Raw genomic sequence first — 26,047 nt, 5'->3', positions numbered from 1 at the left:
TCCGGTAGGGATTGCGGGAGGAAGCGTACCGCCTCCCGACGCTAGCCGGTAGCCACCGGCCGGGCGAGCAGGACGGTGATGTTGTCAGGGCCGCCGGCATCATTGGCCAGGTCGACCAGCGCGGAAGCGGCATCGGCCAGGTCGGGGGCAGCAAGCGCCTCGCTCAGCGTCTCGTGCGGGACGAGCAGGTAGAGCCCGTCGGTGGCCAGGAGGAGCCCGGCGCCGAGTTCAACCGCGCCGACATCGGGGTCAGCCTCATCCGACCCGAGGCAGCGGGTCAGGATGTTTGCGAGCCGCGGGCTTCCGCCCGGCTCCGCCGCGAGATTATGGTCGCGGCTCACCTGCTTCAGCCCGTTCGTCGAGGCTACGTACAGGCGGCTGTCGCCGATGTTGATCCAGCGGACGCGGTCACCCCGGACCAGCGCGCCGACCAGTGTGGTGCCGGCCCTGGGCGTGCCGATCCGGGCCGCCTCGCGGCGGAGGTCGGCATTGGTCGCCCTCGCGACCTGCCCAAGATCGACCTGTTCCGGAGTTGCGGCCCGCACGCCTTCCGCGAAACGGGCGAGGGCATAGCGGCTTGCCCAGGCCCCATTCGGGTGACCGCCCATGCCGTCGGCTACGGCGAGGAGGAGCCCGGCTGGCGTCTCCTCAGCCAGCCAGGCGTCCTGGTTTTCGTCCCGCCGGCGCCCGATATCCGTCGCGGCAGCCCACTCGATGGCGCCGGCGCGGCCATGCTGAACGTCCGTCATTGGCCGACATGATACTGCCCCGGTTGCCTGCGGCGACCGGGGCAGTCCCAGCCGGGTACGTGCGGGGATTGCACCGCGCGCGGTGGCCCGGTCAGTCGCGCCGCGACGCGGCCCAGCCCATGCCGGCGAATCCGAGCATGCCGAGCCCGGCCATCGCCACCAGCCACCACGCGCTGGGAGCCTCGGCGGCCGTGGTGGACGTGCCCGCCACCGGCGGCCGCGGCGTCGGCGTTGGGGAGGGGGAAGCCGCCGGCGTCGGCGTTGCGGCCGTCAGTGCGAGGTCGAGCTGGGCAAGCTCGTAGTTGCGCCACGTCCCGGTTTGGGGCGCCGGCGTACCGCCGACGATGAATGTCACTGCAGCGCCGGGTGTGCCGCAACCCGTCTGGGCTGCCGCGCTGGCGACGTCGATGACATAGCGGGCCTGCCCGCCCTGCAGGAACACGGTTGTCACTCCGCAGCTGGCCGTGCCGACCCGGGCCTCAATGGCTGTCCCGGCCGGGGCCGGCTGCCCATCGATCGTCACGCTCCCGGCGAACCGGGACGGCGGCTCCGGCGGCGACTGCGCCAGTGCGCCTCCAGCGGAGGCGAGACTCCCGAGGAGGAGCGCCGCGGCAAGTGCAGCGCCCGAGACGAACTTCAAGATGCGCATGACATTCCTCCAGTCACGCTCGAATCTGGTGCTGGAGACGAGTGTGAGCCCGGGAAATGTTCCGGTGAACTGAATGAGGTCGCGGTTGTGTAATTTGCGTGTGAAACGTGACCAGAGGTAAAGCCGTGGTCAATCCCGCTGCGGCGGCAGGGGCGCGACGGCCGGGATGACGTCGGCATCCATGTACCGCCGGAGCGGTGTGGGAACGACGATGCTCCCGTCGGCCTGCTGGTAGTTTTCCATGACCGCGATGACGGTCCGCGGGAGCGCGAGACCCGATGCGTTGAGCATGTGCGGGTGGCGGAGCGGCGCGTCCGGGGCCGGGCGGTAGCGGATGTTGGCGCGCCGCGCCTGGAAATCCAGGCAGTTGGAGGCCGAGCTGACTTCGAGCCACTCGCCCTGGCCGGGAGCCCAAACTTCAAGGTCGAAGGTCCGCGCGGCGTTGAATCCGAGGTCGCCGCTGCACAGCGCGACCACCCGGTGCGGCAGTTCGAGCGCTGCGGCGATGTGCTTTGCCCGGCTGACCAGCAGGTCGAATTCGGCCGGGCTGGCCTCCGGCTCGCAGTAGACGAACATCTCGACCTTCTCGAACTGGTGGCCGCGCTTGATGCCGCGGACATCGCGGCCGGCACTCATTTTTTCCCGCCGGAAGCAGGGCGTATGGGCGACGAACCGCTGCGGCAGCTGGCCGGGCGGGATGATCTCGTCGCGGTGGTAGTTCACGAGGGCGACTTCGGCCGTCGGGATGAAGTAGAAGTCCTCCTCGGCGTCGCGATACAGGTTGTCCCGGAATTTCGGCAGCTGGCCGGAGGCGAGCAGCGACGCCTCGGAGAGCATGTACGGCACGTACGCTTCCGTGAACCCGGCGGCAACGTGCTCGTCGAGCATGAACTGGATGAGCGCGCGCTGCAGCCGGGCGAGCGGCCCCTTGAGGACGTAGAACCGGGAGCCCGACATCCTCGCGCCGCGCTCAATATCCAGCCCGTCGACGATGACGCCGAGCTCCCAGTGCGGCCGGGGAACGAAGTCGAACTCCCGGGGCTCACCGATTGTTTCAACGACGACGTTCGACGTCTCATCCGGGCCGCGGGGCACGGCTTCGTCGACGATGTTCGGGACCTCGTACAGCCGCCGCTGGAGTTCTTCCTCGACGGTTCGCAGTTTGCCTTCGAGCCGCTCGATTTCTTCGCCGACGAGACGCATCTCGGCGATGCGGACCTCGCGCTCCGCAGGGTCCTTCGAGGCCCCGATGGCTTTGCTGGCGGCGTTCCGTTTCGCCCGGAGCCCTTCGACCTGCTGGAGGAGCGCGCGCCGCTGCTCGTCGAGCTGGAGAATGCGGTCGATGTTGACGTCCGCGTTCCTCAGGAGCATGTCCCTGCGGACACGCTCGGCGTTCTCGCGGATGAATTGCAGGCTCAGCATCCGGGTACGCTCCCGCGATTCGCGGCTGCCTCGATGGCGCGAATGCCGAGGAGGCGAACGTCCTCGGCAACGGGGACGAGCGTACCACCGGGTTCGGGGAGCGCAACCGCAGCCTGCAGATCCTCGAGCCCTACCCACCGGTGCGGCCCGTGGGGGATCGGTGCCGTGAAGTCGACCCGGTCGATTGCCACGGTGAAGTAGACGTGGTCGATGTGCTGGTGGAACGGCTGGTCGGGCCGAACGATGTCCTCGATGAGGATGACAGCGGGCGGCGGCAGCACCATCGGCCGCTCAACGGCAAGCAGGCCGGGCGGCGGGATGACCTCCACGGCAAGCCCGGCTTCTTCCCGCGCCTCGCGGAGGGCGCCCTGGACCGGGTCTTCGTTCGGCTCGAGGTGGCCGCCGGGCGGGAGCCACATCCGCAGCCCGCGATGCCAGAGCAGCAGGGTTCGGCCGCGGGCGACGATGTATGCCGTCGCCGTGTGGTGCCGTTCGATTGGCTCCACGCGTCAGTCCTCGCGCGCCCGCACCGGCGGGAAGAGGATGACCTCGCGGATGGACGGCTGCCCGGTCAGCAGCATGACGAGGCGGTCGATGCCCATCCCGAAGCCGCCGGTCGGCGGCATGCCGTGCTCGAGCGCGAAGAGGAAATCTTCGTCGACCAGCTCGACCTCGTCATCGCCGGCGGCCTTCAGCGCGAGCTGCTGTTCGAACCGCTGCCGCTGGTCGAGCGGGTCGTTCAGCTCGGTGTAGGCATTTCCGCATTCGAACCCGGCAATGAAGCACTCAAACCGCTCGACGAGGCGCGGGTTTTCGGGCTTCCGCTTGGCGAGCGGCGAAAGTTCGACAGGGTAATCGAGCAGGAAGGTCGGCTGGATGAGGTTCGGCTCGACGTAGTGGGACATCGCTTCGTCGGCCAGCTTGCCGTACCCCATCTGGTCGGTGACCGGGAGCCCGCGGCGGCGGAGTTCATCGCGCAGGGCATCGGCGTCGGTGATGGTCTCCAGGTCGGGGCCGCCGAATTCGCGGAGCGCCTCGATGAAGGTCATCCGGCGCCACGGCGGTGCTAAGTCGATCTGATGGCCGCGGAACGCAATGACGGTGGTGCCGAGCACCTGGCGCGCCACGGTGCTGATCATCTCCTCCGTCATCTCGGCGACATCGTTGTAGTCGGCGTACGCCTCGTACGATTCGAGCATCGTGAATTCGGGATTGTGCTTGAAGCTCATCCCTTCGTTCCGGAAGTTGCGCCCGATTTCGTAGACGCGCTCGAAGCCGCCGACGAGCAGCCGCTTCAGGTGGAGCTCAAGGCTGATACGGAGGACGCGGGGCTCATCGAGGGCATTGAAGTGCGTGACGAACGGACGGGCCGCCGCACCGCCCTCGCTCACCTGCAGAATCGGCGTCTCGACCTCGAGGAAGCCCCGGTCGTCGAGGAACCGGCGGATGGCGGCGACCGTGCGGCTGCGGATTTCGAAGACGCGCCGTGTCTCCTCGTTGGCCATGAGGTCGAGGTAGCGGCGGCGCTGGCGCAGGTCAGGGTCGGAGAGGCCGTGGTACTTTTCAGGGGGCGCGTGGAGCGCTTTTGCCAGCATGGTCCACGACGACGCCTGGACCGTCGGCTGTCCCGTCCGGGTGCGGATGGGGGTGCCGGTCACGCCGATGAAGTCGCCGAGGTCGACGAGCCGCAGCAGGTCGTATCGATCGGTGGTGTTGGCGCGGAGGAGGACCTGGAGCCGGCCGTACCCGTCGAGGAGGTCCATGAACGTCGCCTTGCCCATGTCCCGCCGCGCGACGACGCGGCCGGCAACGCGTACCGTCACGCCGGCCGCTTCAGCCTGGTCAGCTGGCAGGGCCTCGACCATCGCGACCACCTCGCGGGAGGTGTGGGTGCGCTCCCATCGCGGGGGGTAGGGGTCGATGCCGAGGCGGCGCAGCTCCTCGAGCTTCGCCAGCCGCTGCGCCATCAGTTCATCCACGAACGGCTCCTTCACGACGACGGGCCGCGTCCCCGCGGCCCGTCACAGCTGGAATTGTGCGCTCGACCGCGGCGTCAGTCGATCTTGAGCACCTTGAGCTTGATGACCCCCTTGGGGACGTTCACCGAGACGACGTCGCCGACAGCCTTCCCCAGCAGGGCAGTGCCGACCGGAGAGTCGTTCGAAATCTTCCCGTTCAGCGGGTCGGCCTCTGGAGGACCGACAATCTTGTAGGTGCGGATGGTGCCGTCCTGGTCGACCTCGACGGTGGAGCCGACCACAACCCGCCCGGCCGCGTGTGCAGCCTCCTCGTCGATAATCTTGGCGCGGCGCAGGATGTCCTCAATCTCGAGAATGCGGCCTTCGACGCGGCCCTGTTCGAGCTTCGCGTCGTCGTATTCGGCGTCGGCCTGGCTGGAGCCCTGCTCCTGCGCATTGTGGATCAGTTCCGCCACCTCTCGGCGCCGAATGCGGAGCTGCTCGAGCTCCTGCTCGAGCTTTGCCTTTCCTTCACGGGTCAGGGGAACGGGCTTATCAGTCATGTCGTACCCTAGCCAATGCCGCGCGAGAACAAAGGAACTGAGGCCGCGCGTTGCCTCAGTTCCCGCCGAAGTATACCGACGGCGCTCGTCCGGGGGCAATTTCGAAGATGGGTAGGGGCATGAGCACGGGGCCGGGGGAACCGGGCACCACAGGGACAGTCTGGCGGCCTCCGGCCGAGCCGGTACTGCAGCCGGGAGCATCCGAGCCTCCGCCCGACCCGCCGGCGCCCTCGCCCCCGACGAAGGGAGGCGGATGGAGCGGAGCGCTCCTGCTCGGCATCGGCGGGCTCGTGGTGGGAGCCGTCATCGGGGGTATCGCCGGTGCGCTGGTTGCTGCCGGCATCGATGACGAGCCTGGTGGCGCCGACAGCACGGCCTCAGCAACCGGCACCCCTGTCGAACTCGAGGTCACCACGGCGCTCACCTCGGCGGCACGGAAGGCGCTCCCCGCGGTGGTGCGCGTCGAGAGCGCGACACGCCGAAGCCTCGACGTCGGGAGCGGCGTCGTCATCAGCGCCGAGGGGTACATCGTGACCAACGCTCACGTCGTCATGGGGACCGACCAGCTGAAGGTGGTGTTCGCTGACGGGAGCGAGCGGCCGGCCGTGCTCATCGGGCACGACTATCCGTTCAACGACATTGCGGTCCTGCAGGTGGCCCCGGTTGGACTCTCCGTCATCGAAGTTGGAGATTCGGCCGAGCTTGAGCCGGGGGAAACGGTCCTGGCCATCGGAAACCCGCTCGGCGAGCTGTACGGGTCGGTGACGGTTGGGGTCGTCAGCGGGCTGAACCGGTCGCGGGTGCTCGACGGCGTGCGCCACGACGACATCATCCAGACTGACGCAGCGATAAACAGCGGGAACAGCGGCGGGGCGCTCGTAAACCTGGCCGGTCAGTTTGTCGGCATGCCGACCACCATCCTGCGGCAATCGAACGGCGGCCAGACGGTCGAGGGCGTGGCCTTCGCCATCCCCTCGCGGCGTGTGATGGAGATTGCGAACCAGATCATCGCAGGGCGCGGCCCCATCAGCCGGCCGTCGCTCCAGCTTGACCACCTCGACCTGAACGACGAGGTGGCCGCGCGCCTGCCTGCGCTCCCGACCAGCACCGGGGCGGTCGTCCTCACGATTGTGCAGGGAGGGGTGGCCGCCCAGGCGGGGATCCGGGCGGGCGATGTCATCATGCGGGTCGGCGACACTGCGGTCGACGCGCAGACGCCGCTGCTGAACGCGCTGGCGAAGCATCAGCCGGGCGAAACGGTGAAGGTTGTCCTCAATCGGAATGGCCGCATAATCGAGACCGAGGTCCGACTTGCGAAACGGTCATAGCCTGCGTAACGCCCATGCGGAGCACCCCCGCCGATGATGCGAGGGGGCGGCCGCCTGCCCTGGGGAGCGGGCGGGGGCAACCAGGTCTTCGGGGGTCGGCCCGGGCAGCGGCCGATGGCCCGCATCGCGGCGCTCGCCGCCATCCTCGTGGGCGTCGCGCTCCTCGTTTGGTTCGGATACGGCCGCGTGTGCGGGGGCGGCGATTGCGTTGAGGTCTACTGCCCGTCGGACCGGAACATCGCAGCCCCGGACGGCTACGAGTTCGCCTCCCGCATTTTCGAATTGAACCCGAAGGCGCAGGCGACGCAGCCCGGTTTCGACCTGCAGGTGCAGGCTGCCCTGCTGAAACCGGCCAGCGACGGGCGCATGCTCAGCTTCTTCCGGTATGACGAGGCGGCGAAGCGCTGGGAGCCGGTCGCCCCGGCAGTGCCCGATGCGCAGGGTGCGGTGGTCACCGGCACCTTCAAGGACGCGCCGGCCGTCATCGCCGTGCTGCGACGGAACACCCCGGCAGGCGAGGTGGTGGCCTACCTCCCGCACAACGCGACGCTCAACCAGCAGGCCATCCCGCACGTGACCATTGTCCACCCCATCGACTTCGCGCCGGCGGCCGACGGCGGCGTCGCGGGCGAGCTCAGCCGAACGGTGCCGAAGAGCACAACGTACGAGGTGTACCCCGTCATCGCTGCGAATGCGTCGGTCCCGGGACAGGTCGCCGTCGTCGAGTCGCTGCTGGCCGACGCACGGTCGCGGACCAACCACGTCCAGCAGATCGTCGCGAAGGTTAACGAAGCCGGCGTCAATGGCATCGACATCGCCTACCTGGACCTGCCCGCCACCCAGCGGACGTCGTTCACGCTGTTCATCGGTGAGCTGGCCGAGGTGCTCCATGCGCAGGGGAAGAAAGTGACCGTGACGCTGCCGTCGCCGATCAAGACGCAGAACCGCATCGACGAAGGGGCCTACGACTACCAGGCAATTGCCGAACGCGTGGACCTGATCAAAATCGCTCCCTACCGCGACCAGGCGACGTTCCGGCTGGTGATGCCTGAGGTGCTTGCCTTCCTGACCGGGCGCGTGCAGCCCTCAAAGCTGGTGCTGACCGTTTCCCCCTACGCGACGGAAACCGGCGGCGAGACGATCAACCGCCTCACGCTCGTCGATGCGATGAATATCGCGACGCGCATCTCCATCCGGGCCCAGGCCGAGGCCATCACCGTGAGCACGCAGGTAAACGTCGCGGGCACCAACATCGACCGCGACGAGGGGCTCACCGGCATCCGCTGGTACCCCGAGACAGCGACCGTCGCCTTCAGCTACAAGCAAGCCCAGGGCGGCGGCAGCCGGACCATCTACCTTGAGAACGTCTTTAGCGTCGGGTTCAAGCTGGAGCTCATACCAACGTACCGGCTGGGCGGCGTTGCCATCGAAGATGCATCGGAAAACGTGCTGCTCGGCGACATCTGGCCGGCGCTCATCCCGTTCGTCACCAGCGGCCTCCCGACGCTCATGCAGCCGAACGCCGAGGACCTGAAGCCGAAATGGTCGGTCAGCGGGGGCACAATCGAAGACACCGGCCGCGGGTCGGCGCGGTGGTTCACACCGGCCGAGCCGGGCACGTACACCGTTTCCCTGACCTTGAGCGACGGCGCGGCCCTCTTCGAGAATTCGGTCGACGTGGTTGTTCGGCCCCGGCAGGCCGCTTCCACAACCCCATCCCCCACGGCAGGCAACTGATGGCCGGCAAAGGTGTCCGCATCGCCGGGGGCTCCGCCCGCGGCGTTCCGCTGGTTGAGCCGCGCGGAGTTCGCCTGCGGCCAACGTCCGGCCTTGTCCGCGAGGCCGTCTTCAACATCCTCGCCAGCGCGGTCGGAGGCGCGCGGGTGCTCGACCTGTACGCCGGCACCGGCGCCCTCGGCATCGAAGCCCTCAGCCGGGGGGCTTCCCATGCCACCTTCCTTGAGGGTGAGGCCGCCTGCGTCGAGGCGATCCTCCAGAGCCTGGCGCGGGCCGGCTTTTCGGCGCAGGCAACCGTCCTGCGCGGTCGGCTTCCGGCAGCACTCGACCGCATCGAGGGCACGTTCGACCTGATCTTCATGGACCCGCCCTATGACGACCAATCGAAGGAGGAGGTCCTTGTGCGGCTGAGCCGGCTTCTTGCGCCCGGCGGGCGGATCGTCTTCGAGCATGGAAGCCGGTACAATCCGCCGGTGCGGCCGGAAGGGCTCCAGCTCCTCGACCGGCGCACGTACGGCGACACCGCCGTTGCGTTCTACGGCCACCTGGAGGGCGAATGAGGATTGCAGTCTACCCGGGCGGGTTCGACCCGGTCACCAACGGTCACCTCGACCTCATCGTGCGCATGACCCACCTGTTCGACCGCGTGATCGTCGCGGTCGTGAAGGGGCGGGATAAAGCGACGATGTTCACGTGGGAAGAGCGGATCGACATGGTGAAACAGGCGGTGGCCAATCTGCCGACGGTCGAGGTCGAAGGTTTTGACGAGATGACCGTCGAATTTGCCAAGCGAAAGGGCGCGGTCGCCATTGTGCGGGGCATCCGGGCCGTCAGCGACTTCGAGGTGGAGTTCGACATGGCGATGATGAACCGGAAAATGGCGCCCCACCTCGAATCTGTCTTCCTGATGGCCAACCAGGAGTTCCTGTACATCAGTGCGAGCCGCATTCGCGAGGTCTCGCGCCTCGGCTACGATGTTGCCGACCTTGTGCCGCCGCATGTGCGTGCTGCGCTGCGCCGGAAACTCGGACAGGAGTAACCGTGAGCCCGGAAGGGCCCCAGCTCGAGTTTCTCGACCTCATCGACGGGCTGGAACAGCTCGTCATCGAGTCGCGCAGACTGCCGGTGGGCGGCAACCTGGTCGTGGACCGGCGGCGGCTGCTCGACCTCATCGACCAGCTCCGTCTCGCCATCCCGGCGGACCTGCGGCAGGCCCAGCAGGTGCTCGAAGCGCGGCAGCAGATAATCGACGACGCACATCTGACCGCGCGGCGGACGCTCGAACGGGCCGAGCAGGAGCGCGCACGGCTCATTGACGAGCACGCGCTGACGCGCGCAGCGCAGGAGCGGGCACAGCAGCTCCTGATGGATGCGGAGGCACGCGCCAGGCAGATCATTGCGGAAGCCGACGCAACTGCGGCAGCACACCTCAGCGAGGCTGCCGAAGCCACGCGGCAGGAGCTTGAAAACCTCAACCGCTACACGCGGGAAGTCCTGCTGCGCCTGGAACGGCTTCTGACCCAGCTGCTCAGCTCGGTGCGGGAGAACCTCGAGCAGCTGGACCGCGAGCAGGCCTGACTCGTTTCCCGGTTTTGTCATTGCGTCCGTGTGTCGCTATCCTGCACGTGCAGCGGGAATACTCAGCTTTTCTCAAGCATCATTCCAAGGAGGCGACTACATGGCAGAATTCGCAGTCATCAGGGATTCGGAGGCCCCTCGTCCTCCACGCCAAACGGGGCGGCTTGCCGCACGGATGCGTGAGTACGAGAAGTACGTCGAACAGGTTCCCCAGGGGAAGGTTGGGAAACTCGTTCCCGGCCCGGGTGAAACGCCCCGCTCGATTGCAATGCGCATCAGCCGTGCGGCCCGCCGCACCGGAAAGAGCGCCAACACCTGGGTGGTCGACGGGGTCGTCTACTTCACTGTCGCCTGACTGTCGCTATCGCGGCGAAGAGCGGCGGTAGAGGAAAACCAGAACGGGGTTCGCCGTAACGGCGAACCCCGTTGGTGTCGCAGCGGAATGCTCCCTGCGTAGAGACTGAGTGAGCGCTCAGCGGCGGTCGGCAATCGCCGGCTCTGCTTCGCTGGAAACGAGGGCAAACGACGGCGCGTCCCGCCGGGGCTGCCGGGCCGGAGCCGGCGCATCGACCGCGGCGGCCGTGACATCGGCTGGGCGCGCAGACCGGGAGACAACCTCGCTCGCCTTCTGCGTCGTGTCGACGTTCCCGGAGATCGAGGCGCCCTCTTCCACCACGAGAATCGGGGCGCGGACCGTGCCGGTGACGACCGCAGTCGACGCGATGGTGAGGCGGGCGGAACAGACGATGTCGCCTTCGAGGCGCCCCTTGACGACAGCCTCCCTGGCCTGGACACGCGCCCGGGCCGAGGCGTCCTTTTCAAGCGTCAGCGTGCCGCGGCAGATGACCTCGCCGCTGATAGCGCCTTCGATGCGCAGATCCTGCTCCGTTTCGAAGCGCCCATCGAAGGAGGAGTGGCGGTCGATGGTGCTCTCGCTTCGGAGCGGGGCCTCTCCCCGCGGCTCCTCTCCGCGAGGCGCAGGGGCGGCCTGCCGCGGCGCCGTTCCGCGGCTGTAGACCGCCTCGCTCGATGTCTCGCTGTACTGCTCCGCCTCGGGGACCATGCGCTCCCGCTCATAGCGGCTCACGGCGTCCGGGTAGACGGTTGCGGGCGGGTTTTTCTTGATTTGCATAGGGTGCCCTCCAGGGAACGCGTGCTTGCGGGGTGCACGCAGGCTCCTGCTGCGAACGTACCGCGGGAGCTACCGAACGTCCACCGGCAAATGTAAATTCCCCGTGATTTCGCACCCTAAGCTCAGCGCGAAACGCGATCAAAGGACGATGTTCACCAGCTTGCCCGGCACGTAGATCACCTTGCGGGGTTCCTTTCCGTCGAGCAGGGTAGCGACACGCTGAAGCTGGCGGACGCGGGCGACGACGAACGGCTCGTCGGCATCGGCCGGCACCGTAAGCCGGTCGCGGACCTTGCCATTCACCTGGACGGCGATCTCCACCTCTTCGTCGCGGGCAAGGTCCGGGTCGGCCTCGGGCCAGCGCTGCAGGTGGATAGAGTACGGGCCGCCAATCCGCTCCCACAGCTCCTCCGTAATATGCGGCGCAAGCGGTGCGGTGAGCAGGAGCGCCGTACGGATGCCTTCCTCCCACGCGGCCCGGTCGACGTGGCCGGCCTCACGAGCACGCTGGAGCGCCGAGGAGTGCTCCATGAGGCGCGAAATCATCGTATTGAAGCGGAAGTGCTCGATGTCTTGCGTGGCGGCCAGGATGGTCTTATGGGTGATGCGCCGGAGCTCGCGGGTCGCAGGGGCATCGGGCGCGTCGGTGAGTTCGACAGGGTCGACCACGAGCGACCAGAGGCGGTGGAGCCACCGCGAGATGCCCGCCATACCCGTGGGGTTGTACGGCCCGCCCTGGTCCCACGGGCCGACGAACATCAGCTGGCAGCGGAAACAGTCGGCGCCCCACTGCGCGACCTGTTCGTCGGGGGCGACGACGTTGCCTCGGCTTTTCGACATGCGGTTGCCGTCCGGCCCGAGGATGACGCCCTGGTTGAACAGCCGGAGCATCGGCTCGTCGCCTTCGACCATGCCGAGATCGCGCGCCGCCTTCCAGAAGAATCGCGTGTAGAGCAGGTGCATGACAGCGTGCTCGGCCCCGCCCGTATACTGGTCCACGGGAAGCCACTTCCGGGCGAGCTCTTTCCGGAACGGGGCCTCGTCGTTGTGCGGGTCGATGTACCGCATCTGGTACCAGCTGGAGCACATGAACGTGTCCATGGTGTCGGTCTCGCGTCGCGCAGGCCGGCCGTCAATCGGACACGGTACGTTCACCCACTCCTCGACCTGCGTCAGCGGGGACTGACCCGTAGGGTCGAACTTCACGTTCTCCGGGAGAAGGACGGGCAGGTCCTTCTCAGGGACCGGCACAATGCCGTGGTCAGGGCAGTGAATGATGGGAATCGGTGCGCCCCAGTAGCGCTGCCGGGAGATCAGCCAGTCGCGCAGCCGGTAGGTGACCGTCGCCTTCCCGATGCCATGCTCTTCGGCGTAGGCGACAATCCGGCGGATCGCTTCTTCCGCCGGCGTTCCGTCGAACGGGCCGGAGTTAATCATCTTCGTGCCGCGCTCGAACGCCGCCTTCAGCGGCCGCGTGACGTCGATCTCCGGGTGGTCGAAGACCGGAATGATGGGCAGGCCGTACTTCTGCGCAAATTCGAAGTCGCGCTGGTCATGGGCCGGCACTGCCATGATCGCGCCGGTCCCGTAGGTGACCAGCACGTAATCGGCGATCCAGATTGGAATGCGCTGTCCGTTGAAGGGGTTGATGGCGTAGGCTCCGGTGAACGCCCCGGTCTTCTCCTTTTCCGTCGAGAGCCGTTCGATTTCCGTCTGGCGGCTGGTGAAAACCCGGTACTCCTCGACGGCGGCGCGGCATTCCGGCGTGGTAATGCGCTCAACCAGCGGGTGCTCGGGCGCCAGCACCATGAACGTTGCCCCGTAGACGGTGTCGGGCCGTGTCGTGAACACGCTGATCGGCTCATCGATGCCCGCCACATCGACCGGGAAGCGGAGCGTTGCGCCTTCCGACCGCCCGATCCAGTTCGTTTGCATGACCTTGATGCGCTCTGGCCAGTCGATGCCCTCGAACCTGAGCAGCTCTTCGGCGTAGGCCGTGATGCGGAAGAACCACTGCGTCAGGAAACGGCGCTCCACAATGTCGTCGGAGCGCTCACAGCGGCCATCGATGACCTGCTCGTTGGCGAGCACGGTCTGGCAGCCGGGGCACCAGTTGGCCGCTGCTTCTGCGCGGTACGCCAGACCTTTTTCGTAGAACTTGAGAAACCACCACTGGGTCCACTTGTAGTATTCGGGGTCGCTGGTGATGATTTCGCGGTCCCAGTCGAACGAAGCGCCCATCATCCGGAGCTGGCCGCGCATCCGGTCGATATTTGCGTAGGTCCACGCCTTCGGGTCGATGCCCCGCTTGATGGCCGCGTTTTCCGCAGGCAGCCCGAATGCATCGAAGCCCATCGGGAAGAGGACGTTGTACCCCTGCATCCGGCGGTAGCGCGCCGCGGCATCGCTGGGCGCCATGGCGTACCAGTGGCCCGTGTGCAGGTCGCCCGAGGGGTACGGGAACATCGTGAGCGCGTACCACTTCGGCCGGGGGTCATCGTCGGGCGCGTGGTAGAGCCGGTCGGCGAGCCAGCGCTCGCGCCACTTCGGTTCGATCACGGCGGGGTCGTAGCGATCAGGCATGATCAGCTCCAGCGGATGGGGTGCCAGGGTTGGTCGAAGAGTAAGTCCGGTACGCCCGGCCGGCTAGGCGCCGCCGGGCCGTCGAAGGAGCAGTCGGGAGGAGGCGGAGGGCATGGTGAGGCTTATGATACCGGCGGGCCGTCGCCGGCGTCATGACTGCTGTCGGCCGGCCGGTAGCGGCCTGTGCCGTGGATGAACCCCCGCCTGCGGGAGTGGGCGAGCACCCAGTCGCTTACCGGCGCGAGCTCGAGCAGCAGGATGACCGTCACGGCGACGAGTGCGGCAAGCAGGTAGAGCCTGCTCGCGATGGCGAGCCCGATTGCAGCCATCATCCAGATGGTCGCCGCGGTGGTCACTCCGTGCACGGTCCGGCCGCGCTGGAAGACGATACCGGCGCCGATGAAACCGATGCCCTGCACGACCGCCGCCGCGATACGGTCGTCGCCGAGCTGAAGCGAGATGGAGCCGAAGAGCGCCGAAGCGCCGCAGACCAGGGAGTTCGTGCGGATGCCGGCTTCGTGACCCCGGAATTCGCGCTCGAGGCCAACCAGTGCTCCGAGAATGAGCGCGAGGGCCACGCGGCCGAAGAGCGTCAGCTGGTCATCCGTGCTCACGCCGGGTAGTGCGCGACGAGCAGTGTCTCGAAATTCCGTTCCCGCGAACAGATGCGGCAGGTGAGATACCAGGCGTACAGGTTCGCGGGCTGGCGCCCATACCGCTGCTCGGCTTCCGCGCGGAGCTGTTTTGCGGCGCGCGCGAGCTCTCCCCAGGGCGCATGGACGAGGCGGGTGTACGCGACCCCGCCCGGCCGCACGACATCGCGCGCCCCCTCCGGCACATCCTCTACCTCGAGCAGGAGCGGCCGCCGGAAGCGGCCCTCGCCGATGAGGAGCATGGGGCTCTCGGGGACAGTTGCACCCAGCGCTGCGGCGCGGTCGAACAGCGCCTGCCGGGCGCTCTCGAATCCTACCGGCACCCCAGCGACCGCGTTCACCGTGGTGGCAACAAATGTTATGTCGCTCCAGTCGCTCTCGATCCCGTCCCAGTCGGCAGGGTCGAGTTCGGGGCAATCGCACGTCTCCAGCGCCCCAGGCGAAGCGGGCCCGCTCCCTTCGGATGGACGCTGCCCGGGGCCATCCTTTGGCCCGGGAATGAGGACGCGGCGGCGCTGGCTGATCATGCCGCTGAGGATACCAAAGCCGGCGCGGCGGGTGACCTACGCCTCTTCCGCAATCCACGCCGCCCCGAGCGGCGGCAGCTCAACCTCGCCGCCGGTGCGCTCTCCTTCGCGCGCCCGCACGGTGCAGAGCACGATGCGCCCGCGCGGGAACGGGAGCTGCGCCCGCGCGGGAACGGTCGCCGTATTGACTGCCACGGCAACCCCCGGCGCCCCCGGGGTCTGCCGCCGCCACGAGACGACGGCTTCGTCGCCGCCCAGGTTGGCGAGGGACCCGGCCCGCAGCGCCGGGAGCTCCTTCCGCCGCCAGATGGCGCGCCGGTACAGCGAGAGGAGGGAGTCAGGGTCGCCGTCCTGCTCGGCCACGTTCGGGGAAGGCGGGCCGAACGGCAGCCAGGGCTCGCCCGTCGTGAAGCCGCGCCCCGGCGAGGCGTCCCACTGCATCGGCGTGCGTTCCGGGTCGCGCCCGACCGACCTGAACCGGGCAGGGTCCTGCTGGCGCTCGGGTGGGATGTCCACATCGGCCATGCCGATCTCTTCGCCGTAGTAGAGAAAGGGTGTGTTGCGCAGGCCCAGGAGGAGGAGCGGCGCAGCCCGCGCCCGTTCGAGCCCGCGCCCGTCGTGGTTCTGCCGGGTGACGAAGCGGGAGCGGTCGTGGTTGTTCAGGGCGAAGCAGGGCTGGCTGAACGGCGGAACGGTGGCCTCGGCGTTCGCGATGATGCGTCGCAGGACCGGTGCTTCCCACGGGGTGATGGCATGCCCGCGCTCGTGGATGAAGTGGAAGTTGAAGGCGAGATGGAGGCCGGGGGAGTCGGCGTCCCCGTAGAAGCGGGCGATCTCCTCTGGCGTACCGAATACTTCCCCGACGGCGACCCGCCCCGGGTACTCGTCGAAGACCTTCCGGATGCGTTTCACCGCGTTGAACACGTCGGGATAGTTGTGGTTGTAGAGCCAGAGCTGGCTGAACCGCTCCCGGTCGCCCGGCCGCCACTCGGGGTTGGGCGGATTATCCGGGAGATCTGGATGCTTCAGGGTGCGCCCGATGACGTCGATGCGGAACCCGTCGACGCCGCGTTCGAACCAAAAACGGAGTGTCTGGAGCATGGCCGCCTCGACCTCCGGGTTGCGCCAGTTCAGGTCCGGCTGCTCCTTCAGAAATGAGTGCAGGTAGTACTGGCCGGTGCGCTCGTCGAACGTCCATGCGGGGCCGCCGAAGACCGAGCGCCAGTTGTTCGGCGGCGAGCCATCCGGGCGCGGGTCCCGCCAGATGTACCAGTCTCGCTTCGGGCTCTCCCGGGACGAGCGGGACTCGATGAACCAGGGGTGCTGGTCGCTCGTGTGGTTTGGGACCCAATCGAGCAGGACACGGATGCCGCGCCGGTGGCACTCCGCGATGAGGCGGTCCATGGTCGCGAGGGTGCCGAAATCCGGGTGGACGTCGCAGTAGTCGGCGACGTCGTAGCCGAAATCGGCCATGGGCGAGGGGTAGGTCGGGGAAAGCCAGACCGCATCGATGCCCAGCGAGTGCGGCGTGCCGTCGTTCAGGTAGTCCAGCCGCCGGATGATGCCCTCAAGGTCGCCGATGCCGTCGCCGTTCGAGTCCTGGAAGCTCCGCGGGTAGATCTGGTAGCAGACGGCCTCCCGCCACCACTCGTGCCCGGGTGCGTCCATCTCAGGCTGCTGCTGCCGCGCGGACCTCGGCGAGGAGATCGGGGTGCTCGTCGAGGAAGCCGTTGGAAACGGTCACGATCGACTCGAACGGGGCGCGCCCTTCGACGACCCGCCGGAGCCAGGCCTCGCCCACAATCCGGGCCAGCTCGTCCCGCAGCTCCGGCGTGTCCTCGCGCCCAAGCTCCTGGATGAGCCGACGGGCAGCAGGGGCATTGAGCAGGACCGCAACTTCGCGTGCCTTCCACCCCGGGACGGTCACGAGAAAGTTCGCCTGTGCGTACCCCAGGAACTCGGTATCCGGGCTCGGGCCTTCGTAGCTGACGGAGCCCGCTGGTTCGGTAGCAACGGCCATGGTGATGGTTCCCCTCTGGTCAGTCGTGCTGGTGCGGCATCGCGATGCGGAGCGCCTCGGGCAGGTCGGCCAGCAGCTGCGTCCGGACCTGCGTGCGCGTTTGAAGGCCCCAGATGTTGATGAAGCCGACTGCCGCCGACTGGTCGTAGGTGTCGCCCCGATCATAGGTAGCGAGCCCCCGGTCGTACAGCGAACGGGGCGCCTTGCGGCCGACGACGACCGCCCGTCCGCGCTGAAGCTTGACCCGGATGGTGCCGGTCACGTGACGCTGCGTGCTGGCGACGTAGGCAGCGAGGTCCTGGTGGTGGGCGCTGAACCAGAGCCCGTTGTAGATGAGCTCGGCGTACTCCGTGGCGATGTACTTCTTCAGCTTGAGCTGCTGCTTCGAGAGGGTCATCGCCTCGAGGGCGGCGTGGGCGGTGTGGAGAATCACCGCAGCCGGCGCCTCGTAGATCTCCCGGCTCTTGATGCCGACGAGCCGGTCTTCGATGTGGTCGATGCGCCCGACGCCGTGCAGGCCGCCGAGGTCGTTCAGCCGCTCGACGAGCTCGACCGGGCCAAGCTCCTGCCCATCGAGCCGAACGGGAACGCCGGATTCGAACTCAATTTCGATGTACGCAGGTGTTGCAGGCGCTTCCTCCGGGTCGCACGTCCACTCGTACGCCTCGCGCGGGGGTTCGGCCCAGGGATCCTCGAGGACCCCGGCTTCGGCGCTGCGGCCCCACAGATTCTCGTCGATGCTGAACGGGCCCTTGTCGCCCCAGGGGATGTCCACGCCGTGCCGCTTGAGGTACTCAATCTGGTACTCGCGCGGCATGGCGTTCTCGCGGGTGGGGGCGACGATCTTTAGGCTCGGGTCGAGCGTCTGGATGCCAACGTCGAAGCGGACCTGGTCGTTCCCCTTGCCGGTGCAGCCGTGGGCCACGGCCACGGCGCCCTCTTCGTGGGCGACATCAACCAGCAGCTTGGCCATGAGCGGCCGGGCGAGCGCAGTCGCGAGCGGATACTGGTCCTGGTAGACGGCGCCGGCGGCAAGCGCCGGGAAGGCGAAGTAGCGGAGGAAATCCTCGCGGGCGTCAATGACGCGCACTTTGACGGCGCCGGCGGCGAGCCCACGCGATTCGACGACCGGCTGTTCGCGGCTCTTGCCGACATCGATATTCAGGGCGATGACCTCGTAGCCCTGTTCGACGGTCAGCCACTTGATGGCGGTGGTGGTATCGAGGCCACCGGAGTAGGCAAGGACGAGCTTCGGCACGCTGGCTCCCCGGGCGAATTGCGGTGTTGCCTCAGTATCGCCGGGCGCCCGGCAGCGGGAAACCCGCCATCAGTCGCCCAGCTCGGCGCGTGCGCGGGATTCGCCAATGCGCCAGGCGGCCAGTGCGGAACCCACCGCCACAACGGCGATTGCCAGGACGGCAGCGACGGTGAATCCGTGCGGGAGCGCGCCGGCGATGGCGAAAGGGAGGAGGGCCGCGGCGGCAGCGGCTACGGCGACAGCCCCGAATACGAGGTACGGGCCCCCGTGGCGGTGGACCGCTTCCCATCGCTGGTCGCTGGAAAGCGTGTAGCGGGTGCGGATCCCGGCAAAACCCTGCCGGGGAAGCTTCCCGGTCAGCGCGAGCCAACCGACCCAGCCGAGGACCAGGCCGGCGACCAGCTCGACAATAAGCACGGTCCACATTCGCCCCTGTTGCCTCCAGCCTACTTGCTGAATGCGCCCTCGATGGCGCGGATGGCGGCTTCGAGGATGTCGCAGGCCCGGTCAATTTCGTCATGAGAGACAGTGAGCGGGGGCATCAGGCGGATCGCGTTCGGCCGGACGTTGTTCACGAGCAGGCCCCGCCTGCGCGCCTCGTCGACCAGCTCGGCCGAGCAATCGCGCGCAAGGCCGATTGCCAGCAGCATGCCCCGGCCGCGCACCTCGGTGACCAGCCCGTACCGGTCTTCGAGCGAGCGGAGACGCTCAACCAGCCGGGCCGAGGCCTCCCGGGCGCGCTCGAGGAACCCGGGCGCGAGCACTTCACGGACGGTAGCCAGGGCGGCAGCAGCGGCGAGGGGGTTGCCGCCGAAGGTGCTGCCGTGGTCGCCCTTCACGAAGTGGGCCGCGACCTCGTCCCGGGCGAGGATTGCGCCGATCGGCACGCCGCCGGCAAGCCCCTTCGCCAGGGCCATGACGTCAGGCCGCACGCCGTCGTGTTCGAAGGCGAAGAACGTCCCCGTGCGGCCGATGCCGGTCTGTACCTCGTCAAAGATCAGGAGGAGGCCGCGTTCATCACACCAGGCGCGGAGCCCCGCAAGGTAGCCCGGCGCAGGCATGTTGACGCCGCCTTCGCCCTGGATCGGCTCGACCATGACCGCGACCGTCCGGTCGGTGGTCGCCTGCCGGACGGCATCGAGGTCGTTCCAGGGCACAATCCGGAAACCGGGAACGAGCGGTTCGAACGGCTCACGGTAGCGCTGGTTCCCGGTCGCCGAAAGCGAACCCATGGTCCGCCCGTGGAAGCTCTCGGTGGTGGTGATGATTTCGAACGCCCCGCCGCGGGTATCGTGGCCCCAGCGCCGGGCGAGCTTGATGGCGGCCTCGACCGCCTCGGTGCCGGAATTGCAGAAGAACGCCCGGTCGAGCCCTGACCGCTCGACGAGCAGCCGGGCGAGTTCGATCATCGGCGTGGTGTAGAAGAGGTTCGACGTGTGGATGACGCGGCCGGCCTGGTCGGCGATGGCGGCCACGACGGCCGGGTGGCTGTGGCCCAGGACGTTGACGGCAACTCCGCCGACGAAATCAAGGTACTCGTTCCCTTCGATGTCCCAGACGCGTGTCCCCTGCCCACGCTCGATGACGACCGGCTGCCGGCCATAGTTCTGGAACAGATAGCGGTGCTCTTCGGCGATCCAGTCAGTCATGCGGGCCTCCCGGGGCATGGTACGGCCTCGCGGCGGCCGGGCGCATCCCGCCAGTCAGGAGAAGGGGGCACGTTCGAGGAGGATCGCCTGGCAGCCGGGCTCGGTGACGGAGGGGTCCCGCTCCCAGGTTGCGTCGCGCAGCCGCCAGCCCTGGCGCCGGTCGTTCAGCTGCAGCTCGAGGAGTTCGCGGAGCTGCGCGCGGTGCTCAGGCGACCGCACAGGCGCAAGGACCTCGATCCGCTCGTCGAGGTTGCGCTTCATCAGGTCGGCGCTGCCGATGAAATACTCCGGGTCGCCGTTATTCTCGAAGTAGTAGATGCGGGCGTGCTCAAGGAACCGCCCGATGATGCTGACGACCCGGACGTTCTCCGATAGCCCGGGGAGCCCGGGCCGAAGCCGGCAGATGCCGCGGATGACGAGGTCGACCTGTACACCGGCCATGGCCGCCTCGTAGAGGAGTCGGGTGCACTCAAAATCCTCGAGGGCGTTCATCTTGAAGATGAGCCGGGCGGGGCGTCCCGCGCGCGCGTGCTCGATTTCGCGGCGGATGCGGTCGGTGATGGACTGGCGGAGGTTCGAGGGCGCAGCCAGCACGACGTCGGTCCGGAACTGCTCACCGAAGCCGGTGAGCAGGTTGAAGATGCGCAGAATATCGCCGCAGATGCTGGGGTCCGCGGTAAACAGGCCGAGGTCGGTGTAGATCCGGGCCGTTCGGGAGTTGTAATTGCCCGTCCCGATATGGGCGTACATGGTGACGCCGTTCGCCTCCTCGCGAACGACGAGGCAAATCTTCGAGTGGATTTTCAGGTCGGGCTGGCCATAGGCGACGTGAACACCAGCAGCCTCGAGCTTGCGCGCCCAGAGGATATTGTTCGCCTCATCGAACCGCGCCGTCAGTTCGACGAGGACCGCGACCTGTTTGCCGCGCCCGGCCGCGTCGATGAGCGCTTCGAGGATGGGGGAGTCCGGCGAGGTGCGGTACATCGTCGCCTTGATGGCGAGGACGGCCGGGTCCTCGGAAGCTTCCTCCACAAAGCGCACGACGGTCTCGTCGAACGACTCGTAGGGATGGTGGACGAGCAGGTCGCGCTCCCGGATCGTCGCGAAGAAGCCGGGTGCATCGCCCGGACCGGCGAAGGCAGAGGGCACCGCCGGTGTAAACGGCGGGTCGCGCAGCGGCGCCAGGTCGAGGCTCGCAATCTGGAACAGGTCCTGCAGGCCCAGCGGTCCATGGGAGCGGTAGATATCGCGCTCGGACACCTGGAGTTCCTCGAGCAGGAGCTCCATGCGGGCCGACGGGAGGTCACCGGTAATCTCGACGGAAACGGCCTCCGCCAGGCGGCGGCGGCGAAGTGCGCTCTCGATCAGCTCCAGGAGGTCATCCGCTTCTTCGCCGGGAGCGCCGGTTTCGGCGCTGCGGAGCACCCGCAGCTCCTGCCAGTCTGTCACCTCCATGCCCGGGAACAGCATGTCGAGGTGCGCGGCGATCAGGTCTTCGAGCAGCACAAAACGGAAATCGCCGGCCTCGACGAAGCGCGGCCGGTTCGGCGGAATCTTGACGCGGGCGAACCTGTCCTGGCCGGTGCCGGGATGGCGGATGTTCAGGGCCAGTGAGAGCGACCCGCCCGAGATGAACGGGAACGGATGGGCCGGGTCGACGACGAGGGGGGTGAGCACCGGGAAGATGGAGCGCTCGAAGTACTCGCGCAGGGCCTGCCGGGCTGGTTGTTCCAGCTCCGTGAAGCGGACGATGCGGATGCCGTGGTCGGCGAGCTCGGGAAGCAGCTCGCAGTGCCAGACAGCCTCGGCATCGCGGCGCATGCGATGGCAGCGATTCACCACGAGGTCGTACTGTTCGGCGATGGTGAGGCCATCCACCGTCCGGGTCCGCGCATCGGTGGCGAGCATCCGCTTGAGCCAGCCGACCCGCTTGGAAAAGAACTCGTCGAGGTTGCTCGCGGTAATTGCGAGGAATTTCACCCGTTCGAGCAGGAGGTTGCGCCGGTCACTGGCCTCGGCAAGAACCCGCTGGTTGAACTCGAGCCAGCTCAGTTCGCGGTTCAGATACAGTGCCGGGTCATCAAGGTCCCACGCCGGCGGATGGCCGCCCGGCATGGGGACATGAGACTCGGACCGGGCGGATGATGGGGCGCCTTCCATGGTGACCTGCGTTGCACCAACCGTACCACGCAAGGATACCCGGAAGTGTTAAGCCTCGTCAGGGTTCGAGCAGGGTCCCGGTGCCTTCGAGCGATTGCAGCGCCCCCGGGCGGGTGCCATCAACAATCTGCACAGCGACGCCGAGCGCCAGCGCGTGGAGGCAGGCTTCGATCTTGGGGACCATGCCGCCGGAGATGGTGCCGTCGGCGACGAGGGCCCGGGCGCGGGCGGCATCGAGCAGAGGGATGCGCTCGCCGGCAGCATCGCGGACACCGTCGACATCGGTGAGGAAGACGAGCCGCCGGGCGCCGAGGGCCGCCGCGATGTTGCCGGCAACGGTGTCGGCGTTGACGTTGACCAGCTGGTCGGCCGGTTCCCCGGGCACGGCGCCTATCGGGCCGATGACCGGCACAATACGGGCCTGCAGGAGCGCCATGATGGGGCCGGGATTGACGCGGACGGGCTCGCCGACGAATCCGAGGGACAGGTCGGCGATGCGGCACTCGAGCACCCGGCCATCGGCCCCGCTGAGCCCCACGGCCGCTGCCCCGGCGGCGTTGATCGCGGCGACAATCCGCTTGTTGACCAGCCCGGCGAACACCGCGACGACGACCGGCAGCACCCGCTCGTCGGTCACCCGCAGGCCGCGTTCGAAGCGGGACGGGATGCCCATTGCCTCGAGCCAGCGGCTCGCTTCGGCGCCCCCGCCGTGGACGACCACCGGAACGTCACCGGAGCGGGCGAGCGCGGCGATATCCGCGTAGGTGGTGTCGGTCGAGCCGAGCGTGCTGCCCCCGACCTTGATGACGAATGGCCCGGTGGTCATGTGTGGTAGTCCGCGTTGATGGCGACGTACTCGGCCGAAAGGTCGCACCCCCATCCGGTCGCGGCGGCAGAGCCGACGCCGAGGTCGACCCGGATTTCCACCTCGCTCGCCCGCATCGCTGCAGAGAGGGCGTCTGCATCGAAGGCGGTGGGGCGGGCGTGCTCGAACACGCGCGTGCCGCAGAGGTCGATGGTCACGGCCTCTTCGTCGAGGTCGACCCCGGAACGGCCGACAACGGCGGCGATTCGCCCCCAGTTGGGGTCGGCACCGTGCACGGCCGACTTCAGGAGGTAGGAGGTGCTGAGGAGGCGCACCAGCGCGCGGGCGTCTTCCGCGGTGGCCGCGCCGGTGACCGTGAACTCAATGAGCCGGGTCGCGCCTTCGCCGTCGCGGGCCACCTCCCTGGCGAGGTAAACGCACAGGTCGCGCAGGGCGGCCTCGAACTCCGCCGCAAGCGGGTGGCCGGGCCGGATGGGGTTGCCGCCGGCCGCACCGTTGGCGAACAGCAGAGCCGTGTCGCTGGGACTGGTATCGCCGTCGACCGATACCAGGTTGAATGAGTCGTCGACCGCCTTCGCGAACGCCTGCTGAAGGAAGGTGCCTTCGACCGGCGCATCGGTGGTGAGGAAAGCGAGCATCGTCGCCATATTCGGGTGAATCATGCCCGAACCCTTGCACGACCCGCCGATGGTGTAGGGGCCGAAGCGTACCGCGCCGCTCTTGGGGCGCGTGTCGGTTGTCATGATGGCCCGGGCGAATTCCGGCCCCCCGTCGCGATGGAGCACGATTGATGGCATCGCCCCGCCGAGCTTCTCCATCGGGAGGAAATGCCCGATGACCCCGGTGCTGCAGACCAGCATCTCCTCGGCCGGGATGCCGGCGTGGCCGGCGGCGAGACGGGCGAGCTCGTAGCCGTCGCGAAGCCCGCGTTCGCCGGTGCTCGCGTTCGCAACCCCCGCATTCACGACGACGCCGCGGGCCGGCCGTCCTGCCAGCTTCGCCCGGTTGATATCGATCGATGCCGCGTGGAGGCGGCTCCGCGTGTACACGGCAGCCGTCGTGCAGGGGTAATCGCTGACGAGGATGGCGAGGTCGAGCTTGCCGTCGCCGTAGGTCTTGACGCCGGCGTAGGTCGCGCCCGCGCGGAAACCGGCGGGCGAGGTGACGTGGCCGGCCGGGTCGACTGTCGCCATCAGGGGTACACCGCCGGCAGCTGCAGCCCGGCAGTCTGGTCGATGCCGAGCATCAGGTTCATGTTCTCGATCGCCTGGCCGGCAGCTCCCTTGCCGAGGTTGTCGAGGACGCTGGCCACAACGAGCACGCCGTTCCGGGCGTCGAGCACGGGGTGCACGATGCAGCGGTTGGTTCCCAGCGTGTGCTTGGTGTGCGGGGGAACGGTCGACACCGAAGTGAACGGAGCGTGATGGTAGAAATCGCGATAGAGGTCGAGGACCTCGGCCTGGGTGATCTCGCGAGCGAGCGGCGCGTAGCAGGTGGCGTGGATCCCACGGGTCATCGGGACGAGGTGCGGGACGAAGGTGACCCGCGGCTCGTCACCGCCGCGGAGGGCGCCGAGCTCCTGGGCGATCTCCGGCTGGTGGTTGTGGTTGGCGATTTTGTAGGCCGAGACGTCCTCGTTCACTTCGCTGTAGCCGAACCCGCCCCCGCTCCCGCGCCCCGCGCCCGAAATGCCGGATTTGGCATCCACAACGATCGAGGGCGCGATGATGCCGGCGCTCACCGCCGGGGCGAGGGCGAGGATCGCCGCCGCCGGGTAGCAGCCTGGATTGGCGACCAGCCTGGCTGCGGCGATGCGGTCGCGGTTCAGCTCGGGGAGGCCGTAGACGGCTTCGGGCAGGAGGTCGGGCGCGGGGTGCGGCTGGCCGCCGCCCATCCACTGTTCGAACGCCCCCGGCGCCTTCAGCCGGAAGTCGGCTGCGATGTCGATGACCTTCACGCCCGCGCGGACGAAGGGCGCACAGGCCTTCGCACTCTCCGCAGTCGGCAGCGACGAGAAGACGACATCGACGTCGGCCTCGATGCTCTCCGTGATGGGCAGGTCTGCGTAGAGGCCGAGCGACGGGAAGGCATCGCCGAGCCGCTGGCCCGCGAGCGACCGGCCGGTGGCTGCCACCAGGCGGGCTGCGGGGTGATTCCAGAGGAGGCGCGCCGCCTCCATGCCGGCGTAGCCGGTCACGTTGATAATCCCCACGCGGTACGTCACGGGCAGATTGTTACGCGTCGCGGCCCAGCGAACCAGCGATATCGAGCACGGCGGCCCCATGGACGTTGCCTGCGGAAAGCGCTTCGAGGGCCTCGTTGGCGGCGGAGAGCGGGTAGAGGTCGTACTCGGTCCGGATGGGGATGGATGCCGCGATTTCGAGGAACTCGCGGGCGTCCTGGCGCGTGAAGTTCGCAACGCTCCTGATGGTCCGTTCCCACCAGAGGAGGTCGTACGGAAACTCCGGCACACGGTCGAGGTGTATGGCGTTGATGGCGACCGTTCCGCCGCGGTCCACGGCAGCGAGCGCGCGTACGACGACCTCGCCGGCGGGTGCAAAGGTCACGGCTGCATCGAGCGGAACCGGCACAGCATCGTCGTAACCGCCGGCCCAGCGGGCGCCAAGGCGGAGGGCACGCTCCTGCTCAGCTTTCGAACGGGTGACCACGTACACCTCGCAGCCCCAGTGGCGGGCCACCTGGATGGCGAGCGTCGCAGACGCGCCGAAGCCGAAAAGGCCGAGCCGGCCGCCCGGCTGGATACCGCTGACCCGGAGCGACCGGTAGCCAATCACACCGCCGCACAGCAGGGGCGCGGCATCGAGGTCGCCGAACTGCCCGGGCAGGCGCAGGGCGAAGTCTGCCCGCACCGTCATGAACTCGGCGTACCCGCCGTCGCGGTCCCAGCCGGTGAAGGTTGCCGATTCACAGAGGTTTTCTCGCCCCGAGCGGCAGTAGCGGCAGGCCCCGCAGGCCCCTGCAAGCCACGCCACCCCGGCGCGGTCGCCGGGGAGCCAGCCGTCAACGCCGGGCCCGACGGCAGCCACCACACCAACCGCCTGGTGGCCCGGGATGACCGGCAGGCGGCGGGCCTTCAGGTCGCCCTCGACGAGCTGCAGGTCGGTCCGGCAGATGCCGCACGCCGTGAGCCGGAGCAGAAGCTCCCCCGGGCCCGGCTCGGGCTGCGGGAGTTCGGCCTCGGCCAGCGGCCGGGCCGCGATCGGTGCCGGCCCGCGAAGCTGCATCGCGCGCATG

26 protein-coding genes are annotated in these 26,047 nt (G+C 68.2%); 6 read left to right on the top strand and 20 right to left on the bottom strand.

Annotated elements, in window-relative coordinates; translation table 11 throughout:
* Positions 1–41 precede the first annotated feature (41 nt).
* The 6 genes from Tbon_RS13060 to greA all read right to left on the bottom strand — a co-directional run bounded on the left by Tbon_RS13060 (position 42) and on the right by greA (position 5,341).
* Positions 42–749, bottom strand: coding sequence for a PP2C family protein-serine/threonine phosphatase (locus tag Tbon_RS13060; protein WP_158068099.1), 708 nt, complete (start codon positions 747–749; stop codon positions 42–44).
* Positions 750–840: 91 nt separating this feature from the next.
* Entirely contained in the window at positions 841–1,398 is a 558-nt protein-coding gene (locus tag Tbon_RS13055; RefSeq protein WP_158068098.1) for a hypothetical protein, read from the bottom strand.
* Between the two features lie 129 nt (positions 1,399–1,527).
* Positions 1,528–2,820, bottom strand: coding sequence for a serine--tRNA ligase (gene serS, locus Tbon_RS13050; protein ID WP_158068097.1), 1,293 nt, complete (start codon positions 2,818–2,820; stop codon positions 1,528–1,530).
* Complete coding sequence (locus Tbon_RS13045) at positions 2,814–3,326, bottom strand: NUDIX hydrolase (RefSeq protein ID WP_158068096.1); 513 nt, start codon at positions 3,324–3,326, stop codon at positions 2,814–2,816. Before Tbon_RS13045 ends, serS begins: the two co-directional genes overlap by 7 nt.
* 3 nt (positions 3,327–3,329) lie before the next feature.
* Positions 3,330–4,787 (bottom strand): lysine--tRNA ligase, encoded by a 1,458-nt coding sequence (gene lysS / locus Tbon_RS13040; protein WP_158068325.1) that lies wholly within the window; start codon positions 4,785–4,787, stop codon positions 3,330–3,332.
* 86 nt (positions 4,788–4,873) lie between these two features.
* The gene (greA, locus tag Tbon_RS13035; protein ID WP_098504041.1) at positions 4,874–5,341 is read right to left on the bottom strand and encodes a transcription elongation factor GreA; all 468 of its coding nucleotides are present in this window, start codon (positions 5,339–5,341) and stop codon (positions 4,874–4,876) included.
* Between the two features lie 119 nt (positions 5,342–5,460).
* Between greA and Tbon_RS13030 the strand changes: the two genes are divergently transcribed.
* The 6 genes from Tbon_RS13030 to Tbon_RS13005 all read left to right on the top strand — a co-directional run bounded on the left by Tbon_RS13030 (position 5,461) and on the right by Tbon_RS13005 (position 10,339).
* The gene (locus Tbon_RS13030; protein ID WP_192497999.1) at positions 5,461–6,669 is read left to right on the top strand and encodes a S1C family serine protease; all 1,209 of its coding nucleotides are present in this window, start codon (positions 5,461–5,463) and stop codon (positions 6,667–6,669) included.
* 33 nt (positions 6,670–6,702) lie between these two features.
* Positions 6,703–8,406: a glycosyl hydrolase family 18 protein gene (locus Tbon_RS13025; protein WP_158068094.1), complete on the top strand. Its 1,704-nt coding sequence runs from the start codon at positions 6,703–6,705 to the stop codon at positions 8,404–8,406.
* Complete coding sequence (rsmD, locus tag Tbon_RS13020; protein WP_192497998.1) at positions 8,406–8,966, top strand: 16S rRNA (guanine(966)-N(2))-methyltransferase RsmD; 561 nt, start codon at positions 8,406–8,408, stop codon at positions 8,964–8,966. The genes Tbon_RS13025 and rsmD overlap by 1 nt, the downstream gene beginning before the upstream one ends.
* Positions 8,963–9,445 carry a pantetheine-phosphate adenylyltransferase gene (gene coaD, locus Tbon_RS13015; RefSeq protein WP_098504045.1) on the top strand — a complete coding sequence of 161 codons (483 nt, stop codon included), beginning with the start codon at positions 8,963–8,965 and terminating at the stop codon, positions 9,443–9,445. The genes rsmD and coaD overlap by 4 nt, the downstream gene beginning before the upstream one ends.
* Positions 9,446–9,447: 2 nt before the next feature.
* Positions 9,448–9,984 (top strand): hypothetical protein, encoded by a 537-nt coding sequence (locus tag Tbon_RS13010; protein ID WP_158068092.1) that lies wholly within the window; start codon positions 9,448–9,450, stop codon positions 9,982–9,984.
* A gap of 100 nt (positions 9,985–10,084) precedes the next feature.
* A complete protein-coding gene (locus tag Tbon_RS13005; protein ID WP_158068091.1) occupies positions 10,085–10,339 on the top strand; it encodes a hypothetical protein in 255 nt (84 codons plus the stop codon).
* A gap of 117 nt (positions 10,340–10,456) precedes the next feature.
* Here Tbon_RS13005 and Tbon_RS13000 read toward each other — a convergent pair whose 3' ends face one another.
* From Tbon_RS13000 to Tbon_RS12940, 14 genes are all read right to left on the bottom strand, one after another.
* Positions 10,457–11,116, bottom strand: coding sequence for a bactofilin family protein (locus tag Tbon_RS13000; protein ID WP_158068090.1), 660 nt, complete (start codon positions 11,114–11,116; stop codon positions 10,457–10,459).
* A gap of 138 nt (positions 11,117–11,254) precedes the next feature.
* Positions 11,255–13,699, bottom strand: coding sequence for a leucine--tRNA ligase (gene leuS / locus Tbon_RS12995; RefSeq protein ID WP_158068089.1), 2,445 nt, complete (start codon positions 13,697–13,699; stop codon positions 11,255–11,257).
* Between the two features lie 122 nt (positions 13,700–13,821).
* Positions 13,822–14,313, bottom strand: coding sequence for an MgtC/SapB family protein (locus Tbon_RS14025; protein ID WP_192497997.1), 492 nt, complete (start codon positions 14,311–14,313; stop codon positions 13,822–13,824).
* Positions 14,310–14,879 carry a hydrolase gene (locus tag Tbon_RS14020; RefSeq protein WP_192497996.1) on the bottom strand — a complete coding sequence of 190 codons (570 nt, stop codon included), beginning with the start codon at positions 14,877–14,879 and terminating at the stop codon, positions 14,310–14,312. The genes Tbon_RS14025 and Tbon_RS14020 overlap by 4 nt, the downstream gene beginning before the upstream one ends.
* A 36-nt stretch (positions 14,880–14,915) precedes the next feature.
* The gene (locus Tbon_RS12985) at positions 14,916–16,547 is read right to left on the bottom strand and encodes an alpha-amylase family glycosyl hydrolase (RefSeq protein ID WP_158068088.1); all 1,632 of its coding nucleotides are present in this window, start codon (positions 16,545–16,547) and stop codon (positions 14,916–14,918) included.
* Position 16,548: 1 nt separating this feature from the next.
* Positions 16,549–16,899 carry a hypothetical protein gene (locus Tbon_RS12980; RefSeq protein WP_158068087.1) on the bottom strand — a complete coding sequence of 117 codons (351 nt, stop codon included), beginning with the start codon at positions 16,897–16,899 and terminating at the stop codon, positions 16,549–16,551.
* A 19-nt stretch (positions 16,900–16,918) separates the two neighbouring features.
* On the bottom strand, positions 16,919–18,157 hold the full coding sequence (locus Tbon_RS12975; RefSeq protein WP_158068086.1) for an argininosuccinate synthase: 1,239 nt from the start codon (positions 18,155–18,157) through the stop codon (positions 16,919–16,921).
* 69 nt (positions 18,158–18,226) lie between these two features.
* Entirely contained in the window at positions 18,227–18,583 is a 357-nt protein-coding gene (locus Tbon_RS12970) for an SdpI family protein (protein WP_158068085.1), read from the bottom strand.
* A gap of 20 nt (positions 18,584–18,603) precedes the next feature.
* Positions 18,604–19,806: an acetylornithine transaminase gene (locus Tbon_RS12965; protein ID WP_158068084.1), complete on the bottom strand. Its 1,203-nt coding sequence runs from the start codon at positions 19,804–19,806 to the stop codon at positions 18,604–18,606.
* A gap of 54 nt (positions 19,807–19,860) precedes the next feature.
* Complete coding sequence (ppk1, locus tag Tbon_RS12960) at positions 19,861–21,921, bottom strand: polyphosphate kinase 1 (RefSeq protein ID WP_192497995.1); 2,061 nt, start codon at positions 21,919–21,921, stop codon at positions 19,861–19,863.
* A gap of 103 nt (positions 21,922–22,024) precedes the next feature.
* Positions 22,025–22,792, bottom strand: a complete 768-nt coding sequence (gene argB / locus Tbon_RS12955; protein WP_192497994.1) for an acetylglutamate kinase — start codon at positions 22,790–22,792, stop codon at positions 22,025–22,027.
* Entirely contained in the window at positions 22,789–23,985 is a 1,197-nt protein-coding gene (gene argJ, locus Tbon_RS12950; RefSeq protein ID WP_158068081.1) for a bifunctional glutamate N-acetyltransferase/amino-acid acetyltransferase ArgJ, read from the bottom strand. Before argJ ends, argB begins: the two co-directional genes overlap by 4 nt.
* Positions 23,985–25,016: an N-acetyl-gamma-glutamyl-phosphate reductase gene (argC, locus tag Tbon_RS12945; RefSeq protein ID WP_225734645.1), complete on the bottom strand. Its 1,032-nt coding sequence runs from the start codon at positions 25,014–25,016 to the stop codon at positions 23,985–23,987. The genes argJ and argC overlap by 1 nt, the downstream gene beginning before the upstream one ends.
* A gap of 10 nt (positions 25,017–25,026) precedes the next feature.
* Complete coding sequence (locus Tbon_RS12940; protein WP_225734644.1) at positions 25,027–26,037, bottom strand: zinc-dependent alcohol dehydrogenase family protein; 1,011 nt, start codon at positions 26,035–26,037, stop codon at positions 25,027–25,029.
* Positions 26,038–26,047: the final 10 nt, after the last annotated feature.

Source organism: Tepidiforma bonchosmolovskayae (assembly GCF_008838325.1).
GTDB classification, from domain to species: Bacteria; Chloroflexota; Dehalococcoidia; order Tepidiformales; family Tepidiformaceae; genus Tepidiforma; species Tepidiforma bonchosmolovskayae.
This window is presented reverse-complemented; position numbering and strand designations above follow the sequence as displayed.